Annotated in this window: 13 protein-coding genes; 8 read left to right on the plus strand and 5 right to left on the minus strand. The window is 65.2% G+C overall.

Features of this window, described 5'->3' with window-relative positions:
- Positions 1 to 21: 21 nt before the first annotated feature.
- The 3 genes from GEV39_RS10040 to GEV39_RS10050 all read left to right on the plus strand — a co-directional run bounded on the left by GEV39_RS10040 (position 22) and on the right by GEV39_RS10050 (position 3,947).
- Positions 22 to 534 (plus strand): sigma-70 family RNA polymerase sigma factor, encoded by a 513-nt coding sequence (locus GEV39_RS10040; protein ID WP_173888647.1) that lies wholly within the window; start codon positions 22 to 24, stop codon positions 532 to 534.
- Positions 531 to 1,475, plus strand: coding sequence for a FecR domain-containing protein (locus GEV39_RS10045; RefSeq protein WP_173888649.1), 945 nt, complete (start codon positions 531 to 533; stop codon positions 1,473 to 1,475). Before GEV39_RS10040 ends, GEV39_RS10045 begins: the two co-directional genes overlap by 4 nt.
- A 66-nt stretch (positions 1,476 to 1,541) precedes the next feature.
- A complete protein-coding gene (locus GEV39_RS10050; RefSeq protein WP_173888651.1) occupies positions 1,542 to 3,947 on the plus strand; it encodes a TonB-dependent receptor in 2,406 nt (801 codons plus the stop codon).
- A 170-nt stretch (positions 3,948 to 4,117) separates the two neighbouring features.
- Here the strand turns inward: GEV39_RS10050 and GEV39_RS10055 are convergent, their stop codons facing one another.
- Positions 4,118 to 4,534, minus strand: a complete 417-nt coding sequence (locus GEV39_RS10055) for a RidA family protein (protein ID WP_027593581.1) — start codon at positions 4,532 to 4,534, stop codon at positions 4,118 to 4,120.
- Entirely contained in the window at positions 4,534 to 5,853 is a 1,320-nt protein-coding gene (locus GEV39_RS10060) for a flavin-containing monooxygenase (RefSeq protein ID WP_173888653.1), read from the minus strand. Before GEV39_RS10060 ends, GEV39_RS10055 begins: the two co-directional genes overlap by 1 nt.
- Positions 5,854 to 6,248: 395 nt before the next feature.
- On the opposite strand from GEV39_RS10060, the gene GEV39_RS10065 reads away from it, so the two are divergent.
- Together GEV39_RS10065 and argE are read left to right on the plus strand one after the other, a co-directional pair.
- A complete protein-coding gene (locus GEV39_RS10065; protein WP_173888655.1) occupies positions 6,249 to 6,926 on the plus strand; it encodes a DUF1028 domain-containing protein in 678 nt (225 codons plus the stop codon).
- Positions 6,919 to 8,079: an acetylornithine deacetylase gene (argE, locus tag GEV39_RS10070; RefSeq protein ID WP_173888657.1), complete on the plus strand. Its 1,161-nt coding sequence runs from the start codon at positions 6,919 to 6,921 to the stop codon at positions 8,077 to 8,079. Before GEV39_RS10065 ends, argE begins: the two co-directional genes overlap by 8 nt.
- Before the next feature lie 70 nt (positions 8,080 to 8,149).
- Here argE and GEV39_RS10075 read toward each other — a convergent pair whose 3' ends face one another.
- Positions 8,150 to 9,418: a carbohydrate porin gene (locus GEV39_RS10075; protein ID WP_009686532.1), complete on the minus strand. Its 1,269-nt coding sequence runs from the start codon at positions 9,416 to 9,418 to the stop codon at positions 8,150 to 8,152.
- A gap of 128 nt (positions 9,419 to 9,546) precedes the next feature.
- Positions 9,547 to 11,964, minus strand: coding sequence for a glucose/quinate/shikimate family membrane-bound PQQ-dependent dehydrogenase (locus tag GEV39_RS10080; RefSeq protein ID WP_173888658.1), 2,418 nt, complete (start codon positions 11,962 to 11,964; stop codon positions 9,547 to 9,549).
- 317 nt (positions 11,965 to 12,281) lie between these two features.
- Here GEV39_RS10080 and GEV39_RS10085 point away from each other — a divergent pair, with 317 nt between their 5' ends.
- Together GEV39_RS10085 and GEV39_RS10090 are read left to right on the plus strand one after the other, a co-directional pair.
- Positions 12,282 to 13,187: a LysR family transcriptional regulator gene (locus tag GEV39_RS10085; protein ID WP_054912743.1), complete on the plus strand. Its 906-nt coding sequence runs from the start codon at positions 12,282 to 12,284 to the stop codon at positions 13,185 to 13,187.
- 105 nt (positions 13,188 to 13,292) lie between these two features.
- A complete protein-coding gene (locus tag GEV39_RS10090) occupies positions 13,293 to 14,495 on the plus strand; it encodes an MFS transporter (RefSeq protein WP_173888660.1) in 1,203 nt (400 codons plus the stop codon).
- A gap of 41 nt (positions 14,496 to 14,536) precedes the next feature.
- Here GEV39_RS10090 and GEV39_RS10095 read toward each other — a convergent pair whose 3' ends face one another.
- A complete protein-coding gene (locus tag GEV39_RS10095) occupies positions 14,537 to 15,148 on the minus strand; it encodes a LysE family translocator (protein ID WP_054912745.1) in 612 nt (203 codons plus the stop codon).
- Between the two features lie 105 nt (positions 15,149 to 15,253).
- On the opposite strand from GEV39_RS10095, the gene GEV39_RS10100 reads away from it, so the two are divergent.
- A complete protein-coding gene (locus GEV39_RS10100) occupies positions 15,254 to 16,228 on the plus strand; it encodes a GlxA family transcriptional regulator (RefSeq protein ID WP_173891679.1) in 975 nt (324 codons plus the stop codon).
- Positions 16,229 to 16,255: the final 27 nt, after the last annotated feature.

Below are 16,255 nucleotides of genomic sequence, written 5' to 3' on the forward strand. Positions count from 1 at the left end.
ACGCCGCCTCAGGGCCTTCCCATGATCGACGCCGCGCCGCCACAAGAGCCTAGCCTGCCTGCCCTGTACCGGGAGCATCGCAGCTGGCTGGAAAGCTGGCTGCGCCGGCGCATGGGCAATGCCTGGGATGCCGCCGACCTCAGCCAGGATACCTTCCTGCGGGTGCTGGCCAGTGCCCAGCCGCTGGCAGACATCCGCGAGCCACGCGCCTACCTGCTTACCGTGGGCAAGCGCCTGCTCAGCAACTTCCACCAGCGCCGCAGCCTGGAGCAGGCCTACCTGGATGCCTTGGCGCAGTTGCCTGAACAGCATGTACCGTCGCCCGAGCCGCGCTGGATCGTGCTGGAAACCCTGCAAGCACTGGATGAACTGCTCGACGGCCTGAAGCCGCCGGTGCGCAAGGCGTTTCTCTGGAGCCAGCTGGAAGGACTGGGCTATGCCGAAATCGGCAAGCGGCTGGGTGTGTGCGAGCGCTCGGTCAAACGTTACATGGCGCAGGCTTACGAGCATTGCCTGTTGGCCGACCTGCAATGACCCAACCTAGCGCCGAAACCCGCGATGCCGTGCGTGCCGCTGCCCGTTGGCTGGCGTTGCTGGACTCCGGCGGCGCCAGCGACAAGGACCTGCAGAGGCTCGCGCAATGGCGCGCCAGCAGCAGCCTGCATGAGCAGGCATGGCACAAGGCAACCTTGTTGCGCGCGCGCTTCTCCGGGCTGCCAGGGGCGTTGGCAATGGCCACGCTGGACCGCCCGGATGCCGGGCGGCGAGCGCTGCTCAAGCGCGCCCTGGGCGTGGCGGCGGTGCTGCCGGCGGCGTGGCTGGCAAGCCGTGAGCTGCCCCTGGAAGGCTGGGCTGCCGACCTGCGAACCGCCGTGGGGGAGCAGCGCCAAGTGCTGTTGAGCGACGGGACGTTCCTGCAGTTGAATACCGACAGCGCGGTCGATCTCGACCTGGGTGCACGGCGCCTGACCTTGCTGCGCGGGGAGGTTGCCGTAAAGGTGCCCGCGCATCTGCAACTGACCATGCACGTGCCCGAGGGCCGGGTGCTGCTGGGCGATGCCGAGGTGTGCTTGCGCCTGTTGGGCGACGCCTGCCGGGTGTCGGTGCTCAACGGCATGGCCCAGCTTCAGCCGGCCCGCGGCCCGTCACGCACGTTGCTGGCAGGGCAGCAGGCCAGCTTGCAGGTCGCTGGCATCGGCCCGGTCAGCGGGCTGGACCCTTGGCGGCTGGGCTGGCGCGAAGGGGTGCTGCGGCTGGACGACCGGCCGCTGGGCCAACTGTTGCACGAGCTGCGTCGCTACCGCCCCGGGGTGCTGCGCTGGGCGCCCGCGCTGGAGCGGCTGCGCGTCACCGGCACCTTCCGCCTTGACGACACCGACCGGGTGCTGGCCTTGCTGGCTGCAAGCCTGCCGTTGCAGGTGCAGTCACGCACCCGTTACTGGATCAGTTTGTCTGCGCGAGAAAATCGTGCATGAGGCTGTCCCCTTTTTTTCACTCGCCGGTCATTACCGGTAGGAGAAAATAAAGGGGAGCCTTGTTCAATGCCAGCAGTAAAGTCTTGCCGCCTGCGCCCACTGGCGCGCGCCGCGCATCCGTTGTTCGCCATGAGCCTGTTGCTGTGTTCACCGGCCTGGGCCGATGAGCCCGTGCGCCGCACATACCAAGTAGCGCCCGCCAGCCTGGGGGCCGCGTTGACCCGCTTCGCCGACCAGGCGGGCGTCAGCCTTTCGCTGGACCCGGCACTGGTGCAAGGCCGGCAGAGCGCTGGCCTGTCTGGCGCCTACAGTGTTGACGAAGGGTTTGCCCAATTGCTGCGTGGCAGCGGCCTGCAATGGCTCCCGGTGGGTGAAGGGGCCTTCACCCTGGTGCCGGCCCCCCAGGCCGGTAGCGCCCTGGAAATCGCCCCTACCCGTATCGTCGGCGGGCTGGTCGCCCCTGGCCAATCGCAGCCCTACGCGGGCGGCCAGGTGGCACGCCAGGGCGCACAAGGCCTGCTCGGCTCGCGGGACTTCATGGAAACCCCCTTCAGCATCACCAGTTACACCAGCGAGGTGGTCAAGAACCAGCAGGCCCGCACCCTGGGCGAGCTGATTGCCAGCGACCCCTCGGTACGCGCCACCAACCCCGCCGGCGGGCGCTTCGAACAATTCACCATTCGCGGCTTCAGCCTGTTCAACAGCGATGTCGCCTACAACGGCCTGTACGGGATCTTGCCGACCTATTCGATCGACATGGAAATGGCCGAGCGGGTCGATATCATCAAAGGCCCCAGCCAGTTGCTCAACGGCATATCGCCCCGGGGCAGCGTAGGCGGTGGCATCAACGTGCAACCCAAGCGCGCTGGCGACAAGCCGATTACCACGTTCACCGGCAGCTATGCCTCCGACAGCCAGGTAGGGGGGGCCGTGGATATCGGCCGGCGCTTCGGCGAAGGTGACCAGTTCGGTGTGCGCTTCAACGGCGTCAAGCAAGCCGGCGATACTGCATGGGACCACCAGTCTGTCGATCGCCAGATGGCGGTGCTGGGCCTGGATTTTCGCGGCGAGCGCCTGCGCCTGTCGGCCGACCTGGGCCACACCGAGCGCGATACCGATGCGCCGCAGGAGCGTGTGCTGATCGGCGCCAACGCCAAGGTGCCGGACGCCGATGACGTGCGCCACAACTATGCCCAGGCCTGGAGCAAGGCGCGCACCAATGACACCTTTGGCGCACTGAATGCCGAATACGATATCAGTGATTCGCTGCTGGCCTACGGTGCGGTCGGCGCGCGCAAGAGCAACCATGACTTCCTGCGCCACAACGTGTCGATCATCAATGACGCCGGCGATTTCAGTGTGCAGCCCCGCGACTTTACCCGCGATGAATCTGTGCGTACCGCCATGGCTGGCCTGCGCAAGTGGTTGCAGACCGGGCCGGTCAGCCACGAACTGAACCTGGCCGCCAGCTATTACTACATGGACTTCACCAACGGCGGCGCCCGTTATGCCGCCGCACCCAGCAACCTCTACCACCCGGTGGCCACACCCACGCCGGGCACACCCACCCGCTTCGATTCGAAGGTCTACACGGAAAACCGCTTCTCCGGCGTGGCCCTGGCCGACACCCTGGGCTTTTTCGACGACCGCCTTCTGCTGACCCTGGGCGCGCGCTGGCAGCGGGTGCAAGTGGATGACTGGAGTGATGGCGTCAAAGGCGACACCGCCTATGACGAAGAAAAGGTCTCGCCCTCTGGCGGGGTGCTGCTCAAGGTCACCGAGCAGTTGTCGCTGTACGCCAATTACATGGAAGGCCTGAGCCAAGGCAAGATCGCCCCGTCGACCTCGGTCAACGAAGACCAGATATTTCCGCCATTCACCAGCCGCCAGGTCGAGGTTGGGGCCAAGTATGACTTTGGCCAGGTGGCCTTCACCGCCAGCGCGTTCCGCATTCGCCAGCCGGCCTACGAAACCAACCCGGCTTCGCGGGTGTTCGGTCCCAATGGCAAGCGTGACAACCGCGGCATCGAGCTGAGTGTGTTCGGTGAGCCTGTGCAGGGTGTGCGGGTACTGGGTGGGGTGATGTACATCGACAGCGAGCTGACCGACACGGTCGATGGCGCCTACGACGGCAACCGCGCCCCGGCCACGCCGGAGTACAACGTGAATCTGGGAGGCGAGTGGGACGTGCCGGGGGTCAACGGCTTGACCTTGACAGCACGCGGTATCCACTCCAGCTCGCAATACCTGGACCAGAACAACAGCAAGAAGATCGATGGCTGGGAGCGCTATGACCTGGGGGCGCGCTACGCGTTCAAGGTGGATGAGACCGAGGTCACGTTGCGTGCCAGTGTCGAGAACGTGCTGGATGACCGCTACTGGAGCTCGGCAGGGGCCTCGGATGACAGCGAGCCGGGCTTGACCCTGTCGACCCCACGCACCTATCTGCTGTCTGCCACGGTCGGCTTCTAAGCCTTGCACGGTCCCCTGTAGGAGCGGCCTTGCGTCGCGATGGGGCGCGAAGCGGCCCTAAATTTTCAGCTTCGCCGCAACTTCAGCTTCGCCGCAAAAAAACGGGGCCGCTTCGCGCCCCATCGCGACGCAAGGCCGCTCCTACAGGGCAAGCGCCTGGCAACTGCCGGTCATGCCTGGTCCGGCACCACGGCGATCACGTCGATCTCCATCAGCCATTCGGCCTGGGCTAGGCCGGCCACTACCAGGCCGGTGGAAATCGGGAACACGCCCTTGAGCCATTTGCCCACTTCCTTGTACACCGGCTCGCGGAAACGTGGGTCGGTGATGTAGGTGGTGGTCTTGACGATATGCGACAGGTCCGAGCCGGCTTCTTCGAGCAGTTGCTTGACGTTCTTCATCGCCTGTTCGGCCTGCGCCCGCGGGTCACCCAGGCCCACCAGCCTGCCTTCGAAATCGGTGCCGACCTGGCCGCGCACATAAATGGTGTTACCGGCCCGCACCGCCTGGCACAGGTCGTTGTCCAGGGTCTGGTTGGGGTAGGTGACCTTGGTGTTGAACATGCGGATGCGGGTATGGGTAGGCATCAGTGGGCTCCGAGGGTGCTGACGTTGCTGAATGAGGCGGGTTGCTGCCGGTCGGCCGCGCGCTGGTTGCGGTCGCGGTAGGCGCTGTAGGTGCGTTGCGTGGCAATGTGGCCGGCGACGTGTTTGGCGTCGTGCCATACGCCCCAGATGAACGACGAGCCACGGCGCGACAGCCACGGCAGGCCAAGGAAATACACACCTGGTTCGCGAGCGACACCGCGCTGATGCTGGGGCTTGCCATTGGCGTCGAAGGTGTCCACCTGCAGCCAGCTGAAGTCCACGCCGTAGCCGGTGGCCCAGATGATGCTGCGGACACCGGCCTTGGCCAGGTCCAGCTGCTGCAGTGGGTCAAGCATGCAGGCCGGGTCGGCCAGGCGCCGGCGCGCTTCAGGCTCTTGCGGCAGGTCGAGGCCGTTGCGCTCCACATAGGCATCGGCGGCGTCCAGCAAGGCCAGGTAGTTCTCATCGCCCCGCGTGATGTTCTCGACCAGGTTGTCCTGGAAGTGCGCCACGCCGTTTTCGAACGACCGGGTCAGGCCAACCAGGGTCATGCCCTGGTGGGCGAGGGCACGGAAGTCGACCGTATGGCCCCCACGGGCGCCGCTCACGGCAATGGTCACGTGCTCGCGGCCAGGCTTGGCAATTTCTGCGTCCCATTCACCCAACACGCCCAGCCACCAGCAGAAGTCGCGGTTGCGGTAAGCCCGTGGCGGGCGATCATGAGCGCCGACCGACAGGTACACCTGGCGGCCGGCACGCATCAGCTCTTCGGCGATCTGCACGCCGGACGAGCCTGCACCCACCACCAGCACGGCGCCTTCGGGCAGTTGTTCGGGGTTGAAGTAGGCGGCCGAGTGGATCTGGTGCAGGTTAGCGTCTTTTGGCGCAATCGCCGGTATCACCGGCTTCTGGAACGGGCCGGTCGCCGCCACCACGCGGTTGGCGCGGATCACGCCTTCATTGGTTTCGATGGTGAAGCCAGGGCGGTCGCTGTTGCGCTGTACTTTCTTCACTTCGATGCCGGTGCGCACCGGCAGGTTGAACTTGCGTACGTACTGCTCGAAGTAGTCGGCTACCTGGTCTTTGCCGGCGAAGGCGTCGGCATCGAGGTTGAATTCCAGCCCCGGGAAGCGGTCGTGCCAGGCCGGCCCATTGGCCACCAGCGAATCCCAGCGGCCGCTGCGCCAGGCCTCGGCAATACGGTTGCGCTCCAGCACCAGGTGAGGCACGCCCAGCTTGCTCAGGTGTTCGCTCATGGCCACGCCAGCCTGGCCGGCGCCGACCACGAGGGTGTCGATTTCGAAGTTGTTCAGTGTCATGTCCGAGCCCTTGTTCAGGCGGTTTTTGTCAGGTCGGTTTGGGGACCGCCGTTGCCTGGGGCCAGACTAGGGACGCTGCGCAAATGGCGAAAATAGTATTTAGCTGGGGCTTGCCGATAAAACGGCGAAGGCCCCGGATCTTGTGAACGCAACTGCCTTGTTGAAACGTTGAAAGCTTGCGCACTCGCTGTGGGAGCGGGCATGCCCGCGAACACCGGCAAAGCCGGTGCCAGCCACTGCGTCGCCTGGTTCGCGGGCTCGCCCGCTCCCACAGGGCCTGCGCCTTTGCAGACCCTAGTTTTTTCCTGCCTAGCCCCTCGGAAAAAGGTGGTTTCGCCTGCCCGAAGGTTCCACCCAGAATGCCGTGTATCGCACAGCACAACAGGAACCTAGACATGACGTTCTCCATCATTGGTCGCTGCCAGGAAACCGGCCAGATCGGTATCGCCATCAGTTCGTCGAGCATCGCCGTGGGGGCCCGTTGCCCGTGGGTGCGTGCCGGCGTGGGCGCGGTCGCTACCCAGAACATCACCTTGCCGGCGCTGGGCCCGCAGATTCTCGACGCCATGGAGCAGGGCCAGTTGGCACCCGCCGCAGCGCTGGACCGGGTGTTGAGCGCCAATGGCTGGAGCGAGTACCGCCAGGTGACGGTGATCGACAGCACCGGCCAGGTAGCCTTTTTCACGGGGCGCGAGGCGCTTGGCACACACCATGCCGTGGCCGGCGAGCAATGCGCGGCGGCGGGCAACCTGCTGTCTTCCACCCAGGTGATCGAAGCGATGGTGCTGGCCTTCAAACAGGCCGGTGGGCACCTGGCCGACCGCCTGCTGGCGGCCATGCACGCGGCGATGGCTGCGGGGGGTGAGGCGGGGCCGGTGCACTCGGCGGCGCTGAAAATTGCGGGCGAGCTGACCTGGCCACTGGTGGACCTGCGCGTCGACTGGGCCGACAACGACCCCATCGGAGCGCTCGATGGCCTGTGGCAAGCCTACCGCCCACAAATGCAGGACTACGTCACCCGCGCCCTCAACCCGACCTCTGCGCCGAGCTGCGGGGTGCCGGGCGATGAGTGAGTTTGCCAGCCGGACGCTGCTGGCCAGGCTGGTCGGCTTTGCCACGGTCAGCCGTGATTCCAACCTGGCGCTGATCGGCTTCATTCGCGATTACCTGGCCGGGTTGGGCGTGGAATGCGAGCTGTTCCACAACCCGGAGGGCACCAAGGCCAACCTGTTTGCCACCATCGGCCCCAAGGATGTTGGCGGCGTGGTGCTGTCCGGGCATACCGACGTGGTGCCGGTAGACGGCCAGGCCTGGACGGCCGAACCGTTCGTCCTCAGCGAACACGATGGCCGCTTGTATGGCCGTGGCACAGCCGACATGAAAGGCTTCATCGCGTCAGTGCTGGCAGCGGTACCCGCATTTCTCGCCCAACCGCTGCGCATGCCGGTGCACCTGGCATTTTCGTATGACGAAGAGGTCGGCTGCCTGGGTGTACGTTCGATGCTCGCAGCGCTCGAACAGCGCCCGCACAAACCGCGGCTGTGCCTGATCGGTGAGCCCACTGAACTCAAACCCGTGTTGGGGCACAAGGGCAAACTGGCGATGCGCTGCCAGGTGCATGGCGCTGCTTGCCATTCAGCTTATGCACCGTATGGCGTGAATGCCATCGAGTATGCCGCCAGGCTTATCGGCAAGCTGGGTGATATCGGCGACGCGCTGGCCTTGCCGCAGCATCACGACGAGCGTTTCGACCCACCGTTCTCCACGGTGCAGACCGGGGTGATCAACGGGGGCAGGGCGCTGAACATCGTGCCGGCCGAGTGCGAATTCGATTTCGAGGTGCGTGCCTTGCCGGGGTTCGAGGCACAGGCGGTGGCGGACCAACTGCAGGCCTATGCCGAGGCTGAGTTGCTGCCGCGCATGCGCAAGGTCCACGCCGACAGCGCCATTCGCCTGCAGCCGCTGAGTGCCTATCCGGGGTTGGCTACACCGCAGAACAGTGAAGCTGCGCAGGTGGTGGCGCTGCTCAGTGGTTCGGATAAATTCGGCACCGTGGCGTTTGGTACTGAAGGCGGGCTGTTCGACCAGGCGGGCATCCCGACCGTGGTGTGCGGGCCCGGGAGCATGGAGCAGGGGCACAAGCCGGATGAATTCGTCAGTGTCGAACAGCTGCAGGGCTGTGATGCCATGCTGCTCAGGCTGGTGGATCACCTCAGGCAGGCTTGACGGTTGAGCTGCCGGGGCTCTGTGGGCGCGGGTGCACTCGCGAATGGGCCGCAGTGCGGCCCCCGGCGACTCAGAAGGTTGCTTTTACCTGCAGGCCCACCACCAGCGCGTTGTCGATGTCCTTGCCAGTGAACGCCCCTGGCTCGATGATGTACTGCACATCCGGGCGCAGGTTCAGCCATGGCGTGGCCTGGTAGCCGTAGCTCAGCTCGATCAACTGCTCGGCGCTGTCGATATCGGGGAACGGCTGGCCGGCGTTGAATGCAGCATCTTCCAGCACATCGCGGCTACGCGGGTTGGGTACGGCGCGGCCGTAACCCAGTGCCACGGTATCTCTCGGGCGGCCTTCGAACGGCTTGTACAGCACCACCCCGGCGCCATACCACTTGGTGAACGGCGAAGCGGCCTTGCTCGACGCCGAATACTGGCCGAAGGCGTGCAGGCTGCGGCCTGGCGAGGCCTGATCGTTCCACAGCGCCTGGTCGACCAGCAGGTAGTGCCCACCGCGCCCCGACACTTCGTCGTCGCTGCCGATGCGCTTCACGTCGGAGCTGTCGTAGTAGTAGCCGAGCTTGTACTCGCCCGGCAGCTCGCCCTGCAGCTTGTACACCAGCTCCACCGGGACCACGGTGCCAGTGGTGTGCTTGGGCCCCAGGTGCCAGGCACGGCTGGAATTGCCATTGCTCTCGGGGTCCACATTGAACGCTGCCACACGCAGTTGCCAGGCGGGCGACAGGTCGTACTTCACGCGCACGCCGAGGTGGGCGTTGGGGTAGTTGGTCCAGCCGCTGCCCCCCGACATGTTCAGCGGGTGGCCACAGAAGCCGGCGTTCATGAAATTGCACAGGATGCCGCTGTCCAGGCCGCCGACGTCGTTGCCCATGGCCATGTAGCCCAGCTTGACGTTGAGCGCAGGGGTGAACAGGGTGCGTTCGTAGCTCAGCTCGGTCAGGCGGGTGTACAGACCGCCGTAGTTTTCCTGGATCGGCAGGCGGTTGCCGACCAGATCGTCCGACGCGCTGTTGCCGCGACGGTCGTTGATGGTCAGCTGGACTTTGCCGCCGTTGTCCAGGCCGTACAGCTTCGACAGGTCGAACTGCACGCCCAGCTTGACGTTCTGCGAGTAACGCGCCGAGCGGTGCAGGCCGCCATGCGCGTTGTAGGCGGTTTCACCGCTGTAGTCGCCGGTGATTTTCACCCCATCCTGTTCCAGCTGGTGGCGCAGGCCGCCCCAGTCACCGGTGAGGGTGCTGCGGGTTAGGAGGTCGTCGTTGGCAAGTGCGGTGCTGCTGGCCAGCGCCAGCAGCAGGGTGGGGGTGAAGCGAATTACGGATGGCATTGCTGTGTCTCGGGTTGTCTGTTCGGGCCTCTTCGCGGGTGAACCCGCTGCCACAGGGACTGCACCATTTGCCAGGGCAGTGATCCTCCTGTGGCGGCGGGTTCACCCGCGAACGGGGCGACGCTGTGTTACGGCAAGGCGTAAGCGATCACGTAGTCGCCGCGGTCGGTCGACTGGCGCGCTCCGCCCGCTGTCACGACCACGTACTGCTTGCCGGTTTTCGGCGAAACATAGGTCATGGGGCCACCCTGGCTGCCCACTGGCAGGCGCGCCTTCCAGATTTCGTCACCGTTGCCGCTGTTGTAGGCGCGCAGGTAGAAGTCCTGGGTGCCGGCAATGAACACCAGGCCGCCTTGGGTCGACAGGGTGCCGCCCAGGGTGGGCAGGCCGATCTTGATCGGCAGGTGCATGCGGATACCCAGCGGGCCGGTGTCTTCAACGGTGCCCACCGGTACCTGCCAGGCCACCTGGCGGGTCTTCATGTCGATCGCGGTGAGGGTGCCGAACGGCGGCGCCTGGCATGGAATACCGGCTACCGACAGGAAGCGGTTCTTGTTCACCGCATACGGGGTGCCCTTGAGCGGTACTGCACCCATGCCGGTGTTCAGGGCTTCGCCGCCGGACGCTGCATTGCCTTTGTTCTGCGACGGAATCATCTGGATCCACAGGCCCAGGCGCATGTCGTTGACGAAGATGAAACCGTGCACCGGGTCGGTGGAAAGGCTGCCCCAGTTCATGCCGCCCAGCGAACCCGGGAAGCTCAGCGACAGGTCGGTGCCGGGCGCTGTGTACAAGCCGTCATAGCGCATCTTCTTGAAGTCGATGCGGCACAGCAGCTGGTCATACGGGGTAGCACCCCACATGTCCGACTCGGTCAGGGTCTGCGCGCCGATCTGCGGCATGCCCACCGACTTGGGCTGGGTTGGCGAGTACGGCTCGTTTGGAATGTTACTTGGCTTGACCGGAACTTCGTCGACCTGGGTCAGCGGTTTGCCGGTGGCGCGGTCGAGCACGTAGATCTGCCCGGCTTTGGTACCGATCACTACCGCAGGTACGGTCTGGCCGTCGTCCTTGGTGAAGTCGATCAAGCTCGGCTGCATCGGCAGGTCGAAGTCCCAGAGGTCGTTGTGCACGGTCTGGTACACCCACTTCTGGTTGCCGGTGGTGGCGTCCAGGGCCAGCACCGAAGCGCCGTAGGTGTGGTCCAGCTTGCTGCGTTCAACACCGTAGATGTCGGTGGACGACGAGCCCATCGGCAGGAACACGGTGTTCATCGCCGGGTCGTAGGACATCGGTGCCCAGCTGTTCGGGGTGCTGCGCACGTAGGTGTTGTCGCCCTGCGGGGCCTGGCGGTCTTCCGGGTTGCCCGGGTCGAAGGCCCAGCGCATTGCCCCGGTGATCACGTCGAAGCCACGAATCACGCCGCCTGGCATGTCGGTCTGGACGTTGTCGGCAACGCGGCCGCCGACCACCACGGTGGTGCCGGCCATCAGCGGTGCCGAGGACAGCTGGTAGTAAGAGTCAGGCACATCGCCCAGGCCGGCCATCAGGTTGACCTGGCCGTTGTTGCCGAAGCCCTGGCAGAACTCGCCGGTGTCGGCATCGACGGCAATCAGGCGGCCATCGATGGTGTTGGTCAGCAGGCGACGCTGGCAGTTGGCGCCGGCCGGCACGCTACCGCCGGTGACCGGCGAGCTGTTGGGCTGGGTCGGCTGGGCGATGGCCGCAGTGGCATCGAAATAGGCCAGGCCGCGGCAACGCTGCCAGACCTTGGACTGGGCATTGATGGCGTTCTTCCACAGCTCTTTGCCGGTGTCGGCATCCAGCGCGATCAGGTTGTTGTGCGGGGTGCAGATGAACACCTTGTTGCCGATCTGCAGGGGTGTCAGCTGGTCTTCGGCACCGTTGCCGTCGCTGATGGCGACGTCGCCGGTGTGGTAGGTCCAGGCCACCTTCAGCTTGTTCACGTTGTCACGGTTGATCTGGTCCAGCGCGGCGAAGCGGCTGCCACCTTCGGTATTACCGTAGTGGGCCCAGTCCTTCTGTTCCTTGCCGGCCTCGACCGCGGTCATGCCCGGGCCTTTGCCAGTAGGGGCTACGCTTGGGTGGGCGACGAACATGTTGCCGGCGGCAACCGCCAGCACCACGGCCATCACCGCGGCAACGCCGTAGGCACCGCGCCCGGCGCTGGCGCCATTGGCGCGGGCCAGCAGTGGGTACACCAGCGCTACCACCATGCCGATGACACCGAACATGAACAGGCGCGAGAACAGCGGCCAGAACACCAGGCCGGCGTCGACCAGCGCCCAGAGGGCAGTGCCAACCAGGAACAGCGCGTACAGCCAGGCGCCCACTTTTTTACGGCGGGCAATGAGCACACCGGCGATGGCCATGGCCAGGCCGCCGATCAGGAAGTACCAGGAACCGCCCAGGCCGGCGAGTTTGACGCCGCCGGCAGCCAGGAGCAGGCCAAGCAGGGCGATGATCACGCCCAGGCCAATCAGGATGATTTTAGAGGCGCCAGAGGCGCGCGGTGTTTCGTTCATGCCAGGGATCTCAGCAGGTGGAATGCGCGCAGTTTAAGCCCTTAGCTTGCTAATTAACAAGTTGGTACATAATTTTGTGAGACTGATTGTCGCAGGGCTGAACTTAACGCGGTGTGACTAAAATTCTAGATCGTGTCTGGAAAAATGCATGAAACCACCGGGTATGGCGGGCAAGGTTTTATTATCCAGCTACGGTCGGTTGTAGGCTTTACGCGGGTTGGGCGTACGCCCGCCATGGCCCGGTTTGCTCGGCGCCACGCTTCTTGACCGGGCTGACGGTTTGTAAGACCTTTGCGAGTTTTCGAGGACGGCCTGACATGGACAAACTTTTGGCGATGAAAATGTTCGTGGCCACCGTCGATGCCCAGGGTTTTTCAGCGGCTGCACGCCGGCTGGGGGTGGCGACCTCGTCGGTGACGCGCCTGGTCGATGCCCTTGAGTCGGCGCTGGGCGCCACCTTGCTCAATCGTTCGACGCGCCAGGTCAGTCTGACCGAGGCAGGCGCGCGCTACTACCAGCGCGCCCGGGGCATCTTCGAGGCGCTGGACGAGGCCGATGCCAGCATCTCGGACCGCGGTGAGGAACCGGTCGGTGTGCTGCGCCTGTGCTTGCCGGTGGAGTTCGGCAGGCGGGTCATCGCCCCGCACCTGGGGCCGTTTCTGGCGCGCCACCCGGCGCTGGAGCTGGACATCGACCTTAGCGACCGCATCGACGACCTGCTCGACGGGCGTTATGACCTGTCGATCCGCCTGGGTGACCCAGCGCCCAGCGATGAAATGGTGTGCCGCCCACTGGGCCGCTTCCAACGCTGGCTGGTCGCCAGCCCGGGCTACCTGGCCGAGCGCGGGCCGCTCCTGCATCCCCGGCAGCTGCTTGAACACGCCTGCCTGCGTTTTCGCTACGGGCAAAAAGCACGGCCCTGGCGCCTGACCTGTGGCCAGGAAAGCCTGGAGCTGGACGTAAGCGGGCCGCTGCGCAGTGCCAACGCCGACATGTTGCGCGAAACGGCGCTGGCGGGCAGCGGTATTGCATTGCTGGCCGACTGGCTGGTACGCGAAGACGTTGAAGGCGGTCGGCTGCAGCGCCTGTTCCCTGAATGGCAAGCCAACCCTGGCACCGCCAACGACTGTATCAACGCCCTGTACCTGCCCAACCACCGGGGTTCGCGGCGGGTCAGCGCTTTCATCGGGTTTTGCGAAAATGTGCTGAATACTGGCCGCTAGCGTTGCGCTATACGCAAAGGCGCGTTGCGTAGCTGCCCAATTCTCGGCGCCGCTGCCCGCAGGTAAGGTGGCCGTCATCCCCCATACCTTGTCGAGGAACCTCGCATGAACCCTTCCGTCGCGTCAGCGCAACCGGCCACTGCCGGCCTGAGCCGGGCCCTGGTCGTACTCCTGGCGTTCTGCTGCGGCGCTATCGTCGCCAACATCTACTACGCCCAACCCATCGTGGGGCTGATAGCCCCGGACCTGGGGCTGTCTACCGAACATGCCAGCCTGATCGTTTCCCTCACCCAGCTCGGCTATGCCTTGGGCCTGTTGTTGCTGGTACCGTTGGCCGACTTGCTGGAAAACCGTCGTCTAATGGTGGCCACCGCCGTTCTGGCCTGCATCAGCCTGCTGTTGGCAGGTACCAGTGGCAGTGGCCAGGGGCAGTTGTTCCTGGGTTACGCCCTGCTGATCGGCTTCAGTTCAGTGGCGGTGCAGATGCTGATTCCGCTGGCGGCGCACCTGGCGCCCGAGCACCAGCGCGGTCGGGTAGTGGGCAACATCATGGGTGGGTTGCTGCTGGGCATCCTGCTGGCCCGGCCGTTGTCCAGCCTGGTGGCCGACCACTTCGGCTGGCGTGCGGTATTCATCGGCGCTGCCGGGGTGATGATGGCGATCATCCTGCTGCTGGCGTCGACCCTGCCGCAGCGTCGGCCCGAGCACAAGGCCAGTTACGCAGGGCTGATGCTGTCGCTGCTCACCTTGCTGCGCCATTACCCGCTGCTGCGCCAGCGCTCGCTGTACCAGGCCTTGATGTTCGCCGCATTCAGCCTTTACTGGACGGCGGTGCCGCTGGCCCTGGCTGCAGGGCATGGCCTGTCGCAAAGCCAGATTGCCTTGTTCGCGTTGGTCGGCGCAGTGGGTGCGGTTGCGGCACCCATTGCCGGCCGCCTGGCCGATGCCGGGCATGCCCGGGCGGGGTCGTTCCTGGCGCTGTTACTGGCGCCGGCCGCCTTGCTGCTGGGTTTGACGGTGCCCGGCTACAGCGTGATCGGCCTGGGCCTGACGGGTGTGCTGCTGGATTTTGCGGTGCAGATGAACATGGTGATCGGCCAGCGTGAAGTGTACGCACTGGACCCGGCCAGCCGTGGGCGTTTGAATGCGGTGTACATGACCAGCATCTTCCTTGGCGGGGCGCTGGGTTCGGCAGTGGCCAGTGCGCTGTTCAGCCAGTTTGGTTGGGCAGGGGTGGCATTGGTGGGCGCCGCCTTGCCGGGGGTGGCGCTGCTGGTCTTCGTTTTCCAGGCACGCCAGGCTCGATAGGCGCTGCAACGCCAGTGGCAGTGGCCTGCCTGTGCCAGGGGCTAGCGGCTCAAGGGCAAGGCCACGCCAATCAGGGCGAACAAGCTCCCGCAGCAGCGATTGAAGCCTTTGCCTGCTTTGCTCAGCCAGGGCCGAACTCGGTACGCCAGCCGCGCCAGCAGGTATTCGACCAGAAACTCGACGCTGGCGAAGGTGGCCGCCATGACCACGAACTGCAACAGCAGCCCGCGCTGTGGGTCGATGAACTGTGGCAGGAACGCGCCGTAGAACAGCAGCACCTTGGGGTTGGCCATGGCCGACAGCAGCCCTTGGCGAAACAACCCTGCGTTGTTCAGCCCAGCGTTGCCCGCATTGAGTTCCAACTGCAGGCCTGGGCTGCGCCACAGCTGAACACCTAGCCAGACCAGGTAGGCACCCCCTAGCCATTTCAGTACGCCAAGCACCGACGCCGAGGCCTGCAGCAATGCACCAAGCCCGAACATCGCCAGGGCGATGAGCGCGCTGAAGCCGAACACGCCGCCGACAATGGTGAACAGGGTTCGCCGGGCCCCATACAGGGCGCCGTGGGTCAAGGCCAGCAGGCTGTTAGGGCCTGGGGTGAGCGACAAACCGATGCTCGCCAGCAGGTAGATGAGCCATGTGTCGAGGTTCATGCCGGGTAACGCCATGTGATGAACAGGGCGCCAGTCTAGGGCGCAATGGTGGCGCTGGCAGGGTAATATCCGGACATTCGATGGTACTTTCTGGACGTGAATACCGTGTATCCCGATATTCGCTTGCTGATCTTGCCGCTACCGGATTTTGCCTTGCTGCCGTTTGGCGCCTTCCTCGACAAGTTGCGCTTCAGCGCCGATGACGAGGACTACAGCCAGCAGCGTTATTGCAGCTGGACGGTGGCGGGGCTGGGTGGTGAACCGGTGCCTTCCAGCAGCGGTGCAGTGCTGCAGGTCGAGGCCGTGGCCGGCGACCTCGAGCTGGCCAGTTTCGACTACCTGGTGCTGTTCGGCGGGCGCAATGCCATGGCCACCGCCGCACTTGCACCGCGCTACCAGGCTTTGCTCAAGCGCGCCAGCAAGGCGGGCGTCAAATTGGTCGGGGTCGACAATGGTGTTTTCCTGCTGGCGGCGTGCGGCTTGTTGCGTGGGCACAAGGTGGTGGTGCACTGGCGCCACGAAGCCGAATTCCGGGCGGCGTTCCCGCATGTGCAGCTACTGCCTGAGCAACTGTACTGCATCGATGGCAACCGTATTACCTGCGCCGGTGGCACGGCGGCCATCGACCTGGCTGTCGCGCTGCTGTCACGTGCCTGCGGTCGCACGCGGGCACTCAAGGGCTTGGCCGACATGCTGGTGGATGAAACCCGCGACAGCCGCCATGCCTTGCGCTCCCTGGAGCCGGGCAGCGGGCCGGGGCGCCAGGTGCAGAAGGCGCAGGCACTGATGCGCCATCACCTGGGGGCGCCGCTGGCGGTGGAGCAACTGGCGGCAGCGTTGGGCATCAGCCGGCGCCAGCTGGACCGGCAGTTTCATGCCAGTCATGGCCTGAGTGCCAAGGCCTGGTGGCGCGAAATGCGCCTGCAGCAAGCACGCTGGCGCTTGCTCAACTCCACCCACAGCCTGGCGCAGATTGCCGATGAAGTCGGCCTGGGCGATGCCAGTTACCTGGGCAAATGCCTGCGGACGCGGTTTGGCTGTACCGCGCTCGAGCTGCGAGCAGCTACACACCAGGGCTGAAGCGCGCCTGACAGGGTTGCAAGGGGG

Source organism: Pseudomonas sp. NY5710, assembly GCF_013305665.1.
Lineage (GTDB): Bacteria > Pseudomonadota > Gammaproteobacteria > Pseudomonadales > Pseudomonadaceae > Aquipseudomonas > Aquipseudomonas juntendi.